The organism is Planobispora rosea (assembly GCF_014648175.1).
GTDB lineage: Bacteria > Actinomycetota > Actinomycetes > Streptosporangiales > Streptosporangiaceae > Planobispora > Planobispora rosea.
In genome coordinates this window covers 38,158-50,317 of sequence record NZ_BMQP01000048.1, presented here as the reverse complement: position 1 = coordinate 50,317, position 12,160 = coordinate 38,158, and the positions used below count along the sequence as shown (strand labels likewise).

Here is a 12,160-nt window from a genome sequence, read left to right as displayed (position 1 = left end):
TGGGCTCTACGGCACCCGCAGGATCGATCCGCTCCCCTCAGCCCGCCACCAGGCGAAGGGGCGGGAGTGGGACGGCGTCAGGCGGCGGGGACGACGTCGGGGGCCCGCTCCACGTCGCCGCTCTCGCCCTCCCGGGCGGCCCGGCGGCCGAAGTACACGACGTAGGCGATGAAGACGGCCTCGGCGACGACCCCGATGCCGATGCGCGCCCAGGTCGGCAGCGGGGAGGGGGTGACCAGCGCCTCGATCAGGCCCGAGACGAGCAGCACGGCGACCAGGCCGAGGGCGACGCTCACGATCGCGCGTCCCTGCTCGGCCAGGACCTGCCCGCGCGGTCGCGGCCCCGGGTCGATCGCGGCCCAGCCCAGCCGCAGGCCCGCCCCGGCCGCGAGGAACACGGCGGTGAGCTCCAGCAGCCCGTGCGGGGTGATCAGCCCGAAGAAGACGTCACCCTTGCCCGCCGCGACCATCACGCCCCCGGTGACCCCGACGTTGACCGCGTTCAGCAGCAGGATGTACAGGATGGGAAGGCCCAGCAGGATCGCGGACGCGATGGCCTGCGCCGCCACCCAGGCGTTGTTCACCCACACCTGGGCGGCGAAGGAGCCCGCGGGGTTCTCGCTGTAGTAGTCGGCGAAGTCGTGCTCGACGAGCTGGCGGATCTCCTCGGGGGTGCCGACGGCCGCCTGCGCCTCGGGGCTGCTCACCAGCCACGCCCCCATGGCCACGGCGACCGCCGTCGAGGCGAGCGTCGCCCCCAGCCACCAGCGCCAGGCCCGGTAGGCGACGACGGGGAAGGAGACCGTCCAGAATCGGACGAACTCCCGCCAGGCGGGGGCGTGCGCCCCGGTGACGGCCGAGCGTGCCCTGGCCACCAGGGACGAGAGCCGTCCGACCAGCAGCGGGTCACGTGACGACGAGCGCACGATGGACAGATGCGTCGCGACCCGCTGGTAGAGCTCGACCAGCTCGTCGATCTCGGCCCCGTCGAGTGACCGGCGCCGCTTCACCAGCTGCTCCAGGCGGTCCCACGTCGGCTGATGGGCGGTCACGAATGCGTCGATGTCCACGTCCCGAGCCTATTGTCCGCGCTCCGGAAACCGCCACGCGGCATCCCTACCGGTCGGCGGCAGGCGGTAGGGTCGGTGGTGTGTCCGATCTGGTAACCGGTGACGCGGTCGTCGTCGATGTGCAGATCGCGCAGTTGCCGATCCGGGCGGCCGCCTTCCTGCTCGACTTCCTCGTCCAGACGGGGTCGATGATCGCCATCTACCTCCTCCTGTCCAACACCATCACCGTCGTGGACCCCGCGCTGCTGACAGCGCTCCTGATCCTGTTCACCGTGCTGGTGTTCGTCGGGTATCCGGTGCTGACGGAGACGCTGACCCGCGGGCGCACGCTGGGCAAGATCGCCTGCGGGCTGCGGGTGGTCGGAGACGACGGCAGCCCCGAGTTGTTCCGGCAGGCGCTGTTCCGGGCGCTGTCGGGATTCGTGGAGATCTACACGCTCAGCGGCGGCCCGGCCGTCATCTGCTCGCTCATCTCCCCCAAGGGCAAGCGGCTCGGCGACGTCTTCGCCGGGACGATGGTGATCTCCGAGCGCGGTCCGCGGAACGCCGGCCCGCCCCCGCAGATGCCGCCGCAGCTGGCCGGGTGGGCGGCGACGCTGGAGCTGTCCCAGCTGCCGGAGGAGCTGATCCACACCGCCCGGCAGTACCTCGCGCGCTGGCGCGACCTGTCCCCCGCCGTCCAGCACGAGATGGGGACGCGCATCGCGGCCCGGATGACCGCGTTCGTCGCCCCGCCCCCGCCGCCGGGCGTGCCGCCGCACGCCTACCTCTCAGCCGTCCTGGCCGAGCGCCGCGAGCGCCATCTGCAGCGGCTGCTGCGCCGCGCCGCGGCCCGCGCCACCACCCCGGCCGCGGCGCCGTACCTCCCCGCCCAGCCCCACACCGCCGCGCCCCGGCCCCATCAGGGCTACGCCGCCGCCCAGCCCTACGCCGCCGCGTCCCAGCCGAACGGCCCCGCGCCTCGGCCGCACGGCCCCGCGGGCGGAGGTTTCACCCCTCCGGCCTGAGCCTCTCGTTTCCGGCCTGAGCCATTCCGTTCCTCCCGCCCGTCTCCCCGGCGGCGGGCACGCCGAGGGGGCGGCGGGAATCCCGCCGCCCCCTCGTCATCCCTCACATTCCGCGTGACCGGTTACCAGTGGCGGCCGTGGAAGGATTCCTGGGTCTGCACGTTCAGCCGGTCCATCCGGACCCAGCGGGCCGGATCGGTGAGTCTGTCATTGATCTTTATGACGTCGAGTCCCTTGTGGAAGTCGCTGCCGTAGATGTGACCGTTGTAGTAGTAGGCCGACCAGATGCCGCCCCCGCCGGGGGTGGTCTCCGGTCCGCGCTCGAAGAACCCGATCTCCCTCGGGTTGGCCGAGTCGGTGAAGTCCCAGATCGACACGCCGCCCTGGTACCAGGCCTGGGCCATGATGTCCTTGCCCTTGACCGGGATGAGCGAGCCGTTGTGGGCGACGCAGTTCTCGTTGTCGGCCTGGTGACGGGAGATCTTGAAGTAGCTCTTGAAGACGAGCTGGCCCTCGACGATGTCGTAGATGGCGTCGGCGCCGCGGTTCGGGCCGGTGGCCTCGTTGCAGGTGGCGCCGGAGCCGCCGCCGAGCTCGTCGGTGAAGACGACCTTGGTGGCGGAGTTGTTGAACGTCGCCGAGTGCCAGAACGCGAAGTTCGGGTCGGTGACGCGGGCGGTCACCACCGGGTTCAGCCGGTCGGAGATGTCGAAGAGCACGCCGTCGCCCATGCAGGCACCGGCGGCGATGTTCTTCTCGGCGTAGACGGTGATGTCGTGGCAGCCGCTGGTGGGCAGCAGCAGGCCCGGCTGGGTCTCGTTGCCCCCGTCGGGGAAGACCACCGGGGTGGCCACGACGGCCGCGGCCTCCGGGTTCCTGAGCGGCACCTTGATGACGGAGATCTTGTCATGCGGTGGCTGGCAGTCCGGGAAGTTGGCGGCCGGCCGGTAGGAGGAGACGTACAGGTAGACGTTGCGCCGCCGGTCCGAGCCCTTGCCCGGGACCAGGGTCAGGGTGTGCGAGCCGCAGTTGGTCTCGACGGACTTGATGTACTTCGGGTTGGCCTTGTCGCTGATGTCGAAGATCCGGACGCCCTCCCACGACTCCTTGATCGAGGCGTCCTGCCCGGTGCTGCTGCAGGAGTCGTTGTTGCGGGAGGAGTCGACGGCGCCGAAGAGGAGGTCGCCGTAGACCGACACGTCCATCTGCGAGCCGGGGCAGACCACGGTGCTGACGACCTGGGCCTGCTTCGGGTTGCGGATGTCGTAGATGGCGAAGCCGCCGTAGTTGCCGACGTAGGCGTAGCCGTCCTGGAAGGCGATGTCGGTGTTGATGGTGGTCGTCAGCCCGTCGGGCTTGGGCACCGTCTTCACGTGGGTGACGTTGGGGCTGGTGACGATCTGGTCCGGCGGCGGGATCTCCGCCGTCAACGCCTGTACGGCGGGCGCGAGTAGCGCGACTGCGGCCACCGCCATGATGAGCGTACGGCCGATTCTTCGAGGGGTGAGCACTCGGAGCCTCCTGAGAGAGCGAGAAGAAGGCACGCAGAAACGACCCAAATTGTCAGTCCCATCGGTCAAATCGGCCAGACATCACCCTGTAAGGGGAAACATCTACTTTGACGTCTTTACCCTGACAACTGAGAGCTATAGGGTTGACGGCAAACCAGAAGATGATCTTCCTTCGGGCGGGCGGACGCCCTGGTGGAGATCATGCTCGCGGCCAGGCGTCTCCCGCCGCGAAAGCTTGTGCGTCCCCCGTCTTTACCCGCCGGATCCTCCGGGGTTAGGTTGCTGGGCACGGACCCCACCCCCGAAGGAGGCCGGGTGCGCGCGGCGCTCATCCCCGTGTCCATCACCGCCCTGACTCTCACCGCGGCCCTCGCCCTGTCCCTGTCCGCCTGCAGCGCCGAGCCCGGGCGCCGCTCCGCCACCGGGTCCACCGCGCCGATCATCGTCCCCGGCAGGCCCGGCGAACCCGCGCGGACGGCCGCCCCCGAGGAGGCCGCCACGCTCGTGCCCACCCCGGCCGTCAACGCCGCGGACGTGAAGTACGTCCAGGACATGATCGTCCATCATCGGCAGGCCCTGGACATGGCCCTGCTGGCCCCCTCCCGGGCCCGGACGGCGGAGCTGAAGGGGCTCGCCTCCCGCATCAAGGACGCCCAGGCCCCGGAGATCCAGTACATGACCTCCTGGCTGCAGCAGCGGGAACAGCGGGTGCCGGACCACCACGCCGGGCACGGGAGCATGCCCGGAATGGCCACCCCCGAGCAGTTGGAGGCGCTGAAGGCCGCCTCGGGCGAGGGCTTCGACCGGCTCTTCCTCCAGCTGATGATCGCCCACCACCAGGGTGCGATCACGATGTCCCAGCAGGTCCTCACCGGCGGGTCGGACATCAAGATCTGGGAACTCGCCAACGACGTCGCCTCCACCCAGGCCGCCGAGATCCGCCGCATGCTCAGGATGCAGGCGGCGCTCTGAGCCGCCCCGGGGAACGGCCCGGCGAGCGGCTACGACCCCGCCCGCCAGGAGTGGAGATACCGCTCCTGCTCGCCGGTCAGCTCGTCCACCTCGATCCCGGTCGCCGCCAGTTTCAGGCGCGCCACCTCCACGTCCACCTCCTCCGGGACGTCGTAGACGCCGGGCTCCGGCCGCGGGTGCTCCCGGGCCAGCCACGCCACCGCCAGCGCCTGCGCGGAGAAGGACATGTCCATGACCGCGGCCGGGTGCCCCTCCGCGGCCGTCAGGTTGACCAGGCGTCCCTCGGCCAGCAGCAGGAGCCGGCGGCCGTCGGCGAGGACGTACTCGTCGGTGTTCGGGCGCACCCCGCGGTGGACGGCCTGCGCCAGTTCGTCCAGGGCGCGCACGTCGATCTCGACGTCGAAGTGGCCCGCGTTGGCCAGGATCGCACCGTCCTTCATCGCGGCCAGGTGCTCACCCCTGATCACGTCCCGGTTCCCGGTGACCGTGACGAACACGTCCCCCAGGGACGCGGCCCCGGCCATCGGCCGCACCTCGTAGCCCTGGAGCGAGGCGTCCAGGGCCTTGACCGGGTCGATCTCGGTGATCACCACCCGGGCGCCCAGCCCCCTGGCCCGCTCGGCCACGCCCCGGCCGCAGTAGCCGAACCCGGCGACCACCACGGTCTTGCCCGCCAGCAGGGTGTTGGTGGCGCGCATGATGCCGTCCAGGGTGGACTGGCCGGTGCCGTACCGGTTGTCGAACATCCGCTTGGTGCGGGTGTCGTTGACCGCGACCATCGGGAACCGCAGCGCCTTCTCCGCGGCCATCTGCCGGAGCCGGATGATGCCGGTCGTGGTCTCCTCGCACCCCCCGGCGACCCCGTCGAGCAGCTCGGTCCGCTCGGTGTGCAGGATGTTCACCAGATCGCAGCCGTCGTCCAGGACGATCTGCGGGGCGATGTCGAGCGCCCGGTGGATGTGCCGGTAGTAAGTCTCCCGGTCGACCCCCGCCCGCGCGTGGACGGCGATCCCGTAGTCGCCCAGCGCCTCGGCGACGTCGTCCTGGGTGGACAGGGGGTTCGAGGCGGCCAGCGCGATCTGCGCGCCCCCGGCCCGCAGGGCGCCCATCAGCACCGCGGTCTCCGCGGTCACGTGCAGGCAGGCGGCGATCCGCAGACCCTCCAGCGGCCGGTCGGCCGCGAACCGCGCCCCGATCGCGGTGAGCACCGGCATCGCCCGCGTCGCCCAGTCGATCCGGCGTTCCCCGGCCTCCCGCAGCGCGTCGTCCACGTCGTCTCCCTACGGCCCTGCAGCCCTCTGATAGGCCGAAGGCCCTCGCAGGTCTGCGAGGGCCCCGGCGTGATTGCGGTCCGATGCCGGCTACGGCTCAGTAGCGGTAGTGGTCGGGCTTGTAGGGGCCCTCGACCGGGACGCCGATGTAGTCGGCCTGGGCCTTGGTGAGCTCGGTGAGCTTCACGCCCAGCGCGTCGAGGTGGAGGCGGGCCACCTTCTCGTCCAGGTGCTTGGGCAGCACGTAGACGCCGATCGGGTAGTCCTCGGTCTTGGTGAACAGCTCGATCTGAGCGATCACCTGGTTGGTGAACGAGTTGGACATGACGAACGACGGGTGGCCGGTGGCGCAGCCCAGGTTCATCAGGCGGCCCTCGGCGAGCACGATGATGGCGTGGCCGTCGGGGAAGGTCCAGGTGTGGACCTGCGGCTTGACCTCCTGCTTGACGATGCCGGGGATCTTCGCCAGACCGGCCATGTCGATCTCGTTGTCGAAGTGGCCGATGTTGGACACGATGGCGTTGTGCTTCATCCGGCCCATGTGCTCGGCCGTGATGATGTTGAAGTTGCCGGTCGTGGTGACGAAGATGTCGGCGATCTCGACGACGTCCTCCAGGGTGGTGACCTGGAAGCCGTCCATCGCGGCCTGGAGCGCGCAGATCGGGTCGATCTCGGTGACGATCACGCGGGCGCCCTGACCCCGCAGCGCGTCGGCGCAGCCCTTGCCGACGTCGCCGTAGCCGCACACGACCGCGACCTTGCCGCCGATCAGCACGTCGGTGGCGCGGTTGAGGCCGTCGATGACCGAGTGGCGGCAGCCGTACTTGTTGTCGAACTTCGACTTGGTCACCGAGTCGTTGACGTTGATCGCCGGGAAGAGCAGCGTGCCGGCCTTGAACATCTCGTACAGGCGGTGGACACCGGTGGTGGTCTCCTCGGTGACGCCCTTGATACGCGAGGCGATCTCGGTCCACTTCTTCTCTTCGGAGACCGTACGGCGGAGCAGATCGAGGATGATCTTCCACTCCTCCGGGTCGTCCTCGGCGGCGCTCGGGACGGCGCCGGCCTTCTCGTACTCGGCGCCCTTGTGGACGAGGAGGGTGGCGTCGCCGCCGTCGTCGAGGATCATGTTGGGGCCGTCGCCGCCCGGCCAGGTGAGGGCCTGCTCGGTGCACCACCAGTACTCCTCCAGGGTCTCGCCCTTCCAGGCGAAGACCGGGACGCCCTTGGGGTCGTCGACGGTGCCCTCGGGGCCGACGACGACGGCCGCGGCCGCGTGGTCCTGGGTGGAGAAGATGTTGCAGCTCACCCAGCGGACCTCGGCGCCGAGCGCGACCAGCGTCTCGATGAGCACGGCGGTCTGGATGGTCATGTGCAGCGAGCCCATGATCTTCGCCCCGGCCAGCGGCTGCGCGGCGGCGTACTCCTTGCGGATGGCCATCAGACCGGGCATCTCGTGCTCGGCGAGCTGGATCTCCCTGCGCCCGAAGGCCGCAAGCGAAAGGTCGGCGACCTTGAAGTCCATGTGTGGTTACCCCTCTACCCGGAAGTCGACGCATGCGAGTCTAGACTCGCCGGACCACCCGGCGCACAATTCCGGGGCCTAAACTGACATAGAATTGTCAGAATGCGAATCACCGAGGCCGCGAAGCGGCTGGGCATGTCCCCCCGGATGCTGCGGTACCGCGAGTCGCTGGGCCTGCTCCCCCCGGTGCGCGAGCAGGGGGCGCACCGCCGCTTCGGCCCCGAGGAGCTGTCGGCCGTGGCCCAGGGCGTGGAGCTGGAACGGCGCTTCGACATCTCCCCCGGCGAACTGGCCTTCGCCCTGCGCGTGCTGAGCGAGCCCGCCGTCGCGCAGGCCGTACGGGACCTGGGGCTGCGGATCGGCCGCCTGCAGGCCCCGCGCCGCGCCCTGGACTTCGAGAAGGAGAAGGCCCTGCGCCTGCTCCAGGGCCGCACCGGCCCGGCCCGGCCCGGTCACGGCGCCGAACCCGCCGGCCACGCGGACCGCCGCCCGCCGGATCGCTCTTGGGAGTGACGACAGCTTCCACCGGGATCGGGAGGATTCATCCATGAACGTCACCACCAAGCTGAGCCGGGCCGAAGAGGAGCTGGCCGCCTTCGACCTCGGGCGTGTCATCGCCTCGCCGCTCACCAACCTCGTCGTGGCGGCCGTCCTCACGGTGGCCGCGTTTCTGGAGGTCGCAGCGGACCACTCGGCCCCGGCCACCCTGCCCGCCGTGCTGGCCACGGCCCCGCTGGCGATCCGCCGGTCCCAGCCGTGGCTGGCCGTCACGCTGACCTTCATCGGGGCCGTCGGGCTGGTGCTGGCGGGCGTGAACATCCCGCCCGTCGCCGTCACGATCTCAGGTGTCATCTCCTTCTACACGATCCTGCGCCGGCTCAGCCGCGGGGTCGCCTGGGTCCTGACCGCGGGCATCGGCGCGCTCCTCGTCGCCGCCGTCGCAGCTTTCCTGCTCTTCGCCTCGGACCCGTTCTCGTCCTCGTCCTGGTACCTGCGGGACCATGGCCTCATCCTGGTCGTCCTGCCGGGCGCGCTCCTGGCGACGGCGCTCGTGGCGGACGTGCGGCGGAGCCGTACGGAGATCAAGGAGGTGCGGGCGGACAACCTGGAGGCCCTGCGCGAGCAGGCGGCGATGGCCGAGCGGGCGAGGATCGCCAGGGAGATGCACGACATCGTGGCCCACTCGATCTCGATGGTCGCCGTCCAGGCCGAGACCGCGCCCTACACCCTCCCCGGCCTCGACGAGCGGGCGAAACAGGAGTTCGCCGAGATCGCGGCCAGCGCCCGCGGCACCCTCACCGAGATGCGCCGCCTGCTCGGCGTGCTCCGCGCCGACATCCCCTCCGCCCCGGAGACCGCGCCGCAACCGGGGCTGGCCCGGCTTCCCGAGCTGATCGCGCAGCACGACGGCGAGGTCGACCTGGACGTGGTCGGCGAGCCGGTCGAGGTGCCGCAGGCCGTGGACGTCTCGGCCTACCGGATCATTCAGGAGGCGCTGACCAACGCCCGCGTGCACGCGCCGGGGGCCCGCGTCTCCATCGAGCTGGCCTACCGCCCGGGCCTGCTGGTCCTGCGCATCGCCGACAACGGCCCCGGCCCCGCCGAGAAGGCCGGGGAGCCCGACGGCGGGCACGGGCTGGTCGGCATGCGCGAGCGGGCGCTCGCCCTCGGCGGCTGGTTCACCGCCGGAGCGGGCCCGAACGGCGGCTTCCTGATCCAGACGGGGCTCCCTCTCGAATGACCGCCGCAGACCGTTCTCCGGCCGGATCCGCCGCCGACCGCCCCAGAACTCCCGGGACGGCCCCCGGGGCGAGCGCGGACGTCAGGCCCGCGACTGCGGGCGGTCCGATCCGCGTGCTCGTCGCCGACGATCAGCCGATCGTGCTGCGCGGGTTCGCGGCGGTGCTCGACGCCCAGCCCGACATCACCGTGGTGGGCACCGCCCCGGACGGCGCGCAGGCCGTGCTGCTGGCCCGGGACACCCGTCCGGACGTCGCCCTGCTGGACATCCGGATGCCGGAGATGGGCGGGATCGAGGCGGCCCGCAGGATCCTGGAGACCGAGGCGACCAGGATCATCATGATCACCACGTTCGACCTGGACGACTACGTGTATGACGCGCTCACCGCGGGGGCGAGCGGGTTCCTGCTCAAGGACGTCCGGGCGAACGACCTGGCCGAGGCGGTCCGTACGGTGGCCCGGGGCGACGCGCTGCTCGCCCCGAAGATCACCCGGCGGCTGATCGCGGAGTTCGCCCGGCAGCGGCGGCCCCGGGCGGACAGCGGTTCGCTGACCCCGCGTGAGGTCGAGGTGCTCCGGCTGATCGCCCAGGGCCTGTCCAATGCCGAGATCGCCGCCGCGCTGGTGGTCACCGAGCACACGGTGAAGACCCACGTCGCCCGGCTGCTGGCCAAGCTCGGCCTGCGCGACCGCACCCAGGCGGTGATCCACGCCTACGAGACCGGCCTCATCGTGCCGCGTCCCTGAGCGCCCCGAGCCGCCGCACGCCCTGAGCCGCCGCGCCCCGAGCCGCCGCCCGGCGCGCGTCAGGCGGAGCCGGCGGGAGCGGCGCTGGACCGGTAGAGGTCGGGCTCCAGGTAGATGACGCGGGCCTCCGGTACGGCCTCGCGGACGCGGCGCTCGGCCTCGTCGATGCCGCGGGCGATGTCGGCGGCCGTGTCGTCGTGCTCCACCGCGATCTTCGCGGCGACCAGGATCTCCTCCGGCCCCAGGTGGAGCGTGCGCATGTGGATGATCCGGGTGACCTCGGGAGCGCCCTGCAGGGCGTCGCAGATCTTCTTCTCGACCTCGGGGCCGGCGCCCTCGCCGATGAGCAGCGACTTGGTCTCGATCGCCAGGATGACCGCGATGATCCCGAGCAGGGCGCCGATCATCAGGGTGCCGATGGCGTCCCACACGGGGTTGCCGGTGACGACGGCCATGGTCACACCGAAGAGCGCGAAGATCAGGCCGAGCAGCGCACCGAGGTCCTCAAGGACGATGACCGGGAGCTCGGGAGACTTCGAGCGGCGGATGAAGGCGACCCAGGACTGGTCGCCGCGGACCGCGTTCGACTCCTTGATCGCGGTGCGGAAGGAGAAGATCTCGGCGATGATCGCGAAGATCAGCACGCCGAACGCCCACTGCGGGGACTCGATCGGCTCCTTGCTGCTGAGCTTGTGGACGCCCTCGTAGAGGGAGAACAGGGCGCCGATGGTGAACAGCACCACCGCCACCACGAACGCGTAGAAGTAGCGCTCGCGGCCGTAGCCGAAGGGGTGCTCGGGGGTGCGCTCCCGGGCCGCCCGCTTGCCGCCGAGCAGCAGCAGCGCCTGGTTGCCCGAGTCGGCCACCGAGTGGATGCCCTCCGCGAGCATGGCCGACGAGCCGGTGAAAGCGAACGCCACGAACTTGGCCACGGCGATCGAGAGATTGGCGGCGAGTGCCGCGATGATCGCCTTTGTACCGCCGCTCGCGCTCACGGCAGCCTCCACTCCGTCAATTCAGGAAAAATCAAGACAGGATCCTATTGGGAAATTCTCGCCTTGAGCTCATTGATCGCCGACACCGGGGTCGGATCAATGCCGTACCCCAGCGCGAGGTAGGTACTCGCGTAGTCGCCCAGGCCGATGAGGGTCGCCACCCGCTCCAGCGGGTGCAACCCCTCCGCCACGATCTCGGTGACCGGCACGCCACGGTCCTGCGCCAGCCGTACCGACACCTCGCGCCGCCGGGTGGCCTGCGGGTGCTCCTCCAGGTCGCGCAGCACGAACAGCCGGAGCGTCCGCCCCGGGTCGTCGGCGAAGACGTCCCGCTGGGCCAGCGGGCCGTCGAAGGTCACCACCTGGTTGTGATTGGCCTCCGGGATCTCGCCCCAGACCGCCGGGTACTTGGCGTTCTCGTTGAGCTGGCAGGCCCAGCGGTAGGCCGCGACCGCGGCCAGCCGGGAGGACCCCCAGATCATCGGCACCGACTCGGCCATCTCCGCGGCCAGCGTCTTACCCGGGTTGATGAACGACTCGCTCGCCGGACGGCAACGGTGGGCGATCTCCTCCAGCCGCGCGGCCGTCGACTCGAACACGGCCTCGTCGGCCTGGACCAGGCCCATCCCCGCGGCCGCCACGATCAGCGGGACCGACAGCGCCCACATCCCGGCGCGCGGCTGGCCGTTGCTCGCGATGGGCACGAAGGACGCGCCCGACTGCCGGGCGACCTCCTCCAGCGGCGAGCCGGCGGCACCCACCGCCAGCAGGCGGCACCCGCGGCGCGCGGCGTCGACCGCCATCGCGAGGGTCTCCTCGGTGGTCCCCGAGCAGGAGACGGCGACGACCAGGTCGGCCACCCCGACCCAGCCCGGGAGCCGGTAGGAGCGCACCGTCACGATCGGCAGCGGCGTGCCGTTGCCGCACACCGCGTCCAGGACCTCTCCGGCGATGCCCGAACCGCCCATCCCCGCGATCACGATCGCCCGGGGACGGCCGCCCTCGGCCAGCGACGGCACGCCCGCCTCCCGGGCGGCCCGGTAGGAGGTGCGGATCTGCGCCGCCGAGCCGGCGACCGCGCGCAGCATCCCTCCGGGATCGCCGTCGTCCAGCCCCGCGAAGTCGTCGAGCCGGTCGGCGTCCCAGGTCACGGCTTTCGCGCCTCGTCCACCAGCAGCACCGGGATGTCGTCGCGGACCGGATAGACCAGCCCACAGGAGGCGGAGGTGCAGGCCAGCTCGTCCGACTCCGGCTCGGCACGCAACGGGGACTTGCAACCGGGGCAGGCCAGGATCTCCAGCAGCCAGTCGTCGATCTTCACT

At 71.0% G+C, this 12,160-nt stretch carries 12 protein-coding genes; 5 read left to right on the top strand and 7 right to left on the bottom strand.

All coding sequences use genetic code 11. The features are described 5' to 3' along the window. Positions 1-77: 77 nt before the first annotated feature. Positions 78-1,070 carry a stage II sporulation protein M gene (locus IEZ08_RS33190; RefSeq protein ID WP_068921449.1) on the bottom strand — a complete coding sequence of 331 codons (993 nt, stop codon included), beginning with the start codon at positions 1,068-1,070 and terminating at the stop codon, positions 78-80. Positions 1,071-1,150: 80 nt separating this feature from the next. On the opposite strand from IEZ08_RS33190, the gene IEZ08_RS33185 reads away from it, so the two are divergent. After that, entirely contained in the window at positions 1,151-2,077 is a 927-nt protein-coding gene (locus IEZ08_RS33185; RefSeq protein WP_229803778.1) for an RDD family protein, read from the top strand. 122 nt (positions 2,078-2,199) lie between these two features. On the opposite strand, the gene IEZ08_RS33180 is transcribed toward IEZ08_RS33185, so the two are convergent. Beyond that, entirely contained in the window at positions 2,200-3,552 is a 1,353-nt protein-coding gene (locus IEZ08_RS33180) for an LVIVD repeat-containing protein (RefSeq protein WP_068928394.1), read from the bottom strand. A 351-nt stretch (positions 3,553-3,903) separates the two neighbouring features. On the opposite strand from IEZ08_RS33180, the gene IEZ08_RS33175 reads away from it, so the two are divergent. Continuing rightward, positions 3,904-4,560, top strand: a complete 657-nt coding sequence (locus IEZ08_RS33175) for a DUF305 domain-containing protein (protein WP_068921447.1) — start codon at positions 3,904-3,906, stop codon at positions 4,558-4,560. A 29-nt stretch (positions 4,561-4,589) separates the two neighbouring features. Here the strand turns inward: IEZ08_RS33175 and IEZ08_RS33170 are convergent, their stop codons facing one another. Further along, positions 4,590-5,831 carry an adenosylhomocysteinase gene (locus IEZ08_RS33170; RefSeq protein ID WP_068921446.1) on the bottom strand — a complete coding sequence of 414 codons (1,242 nt, stop codon included), beginning with the start codon at positions 5,829-5,831 and terminating at the stop codon, positions 4,590-4,592. A gap of 97 nt (positions 5,832-5,928) precedes the next feature. Beyond that, positions 5,929-7,356 carry an adenosylhomocysteinase gene (gene ahcY, locus IEZ08_RS33165; protein ID WP_068921445.1) on the bottom strand — a complete coding sequence of 476 codons (1,428 nt, stop codon included), beginning with the start codon at positions 7,354-7,356 and terminating at the stop codon, positions 5,929-5,931. A 102-nt stretch (positions 7,357-7,458) separates the two neighbouring features. Here ahcY and IEZ08_RS33160 point away from each other — a divergent pair, with 102 nt between their 5' ends. From IEZ08_RS33160 to IEZ08_RS33150, 3 genes are all read left to right on the top strand, one after another. Further along, entirely contained in the window at positions 7,459-7,869 is a 411-nt protein-coding gene (locus IEZ08_RS33160; RefSeq protein WP_068921444.1) for a MerR family transcriptional regulator, read from the top strand. A 34-nt stretch (positions 7,870-7,903) separates the two neighbouring features. Next, positions 7,904-9,097 (top strand): sensor histidine kinase, encoded by a 1,194-nt coding sequence (locus tag IEZ08_RS33155; RefSeq protein ID WP_084779589.1) that lies wholly within the window; start codon positions 7,904-7,906, stop codon positions 9,095-9,097. Between the two features lie 107 nt (positions 9,098-9,204). After that, complete coding sequence (locus tag IEZ08_RS33150; RefSeq protein ID WP_229803788.1) at positions 9,205-9,843, top strand: response regulator; 639 nt, start codon at positions 9,205-9,207, stop codon at positions 9,841-9,843. A gap of 59 nt (positions 9,844-9,902) precedes the next feature. On the opposite strand, the gene IEZ08_RS33145 is transcribed toward IEZ08_RS33150, so the two are convergent. Genes IEZ08_RS33145 through IEZ08_RS33135 form a run of 3 tightly spaced genes read right to left on the bottom strand, consistent with a single transcriptional unit; the run spans position 9,903 to position 12,159 of the window. Then, positions 9,903-10,838, bottom strand: a complete 936-nt coding sequence (locus tag IEZ08_RS33145; protein ID WP_068921442.1) for a cation diffusion facilitator family transporter — start codon at positions 10,836-10,838, stop codon at positions 9,903-9,905. A gap of 44 nt (positions 10,839-10,882) precedes the next feature. Continuing rightward, complete coding sequence (locus IEZ08_RS33140) at positions 10,883-11,989, bottom strand: bifunctional phosphoglucose/phosphomannose isomerase (protein WP_068921441.1); 1,107 nt, start codon at positions 11,987-11,989, stop codon at positions 10,883-10,885. Further along, positions 11,986-12,159, bottom strand: a complete 174-nt coding sequence (locus tag IEZ08_RS33135) for a Trm112 family protein (RefSeq protein ID WP_084779587.1) — start codon at positions 12,157-12,159, stop codon at positions 11,986-11,988. Before IEZ08_RS33135 ends, IEZ08_RS33140 begins: the two co-directional genes overlap by 4 nt. Between the last annotated feature and the right edge of the window lies 1 nt (position 12,160).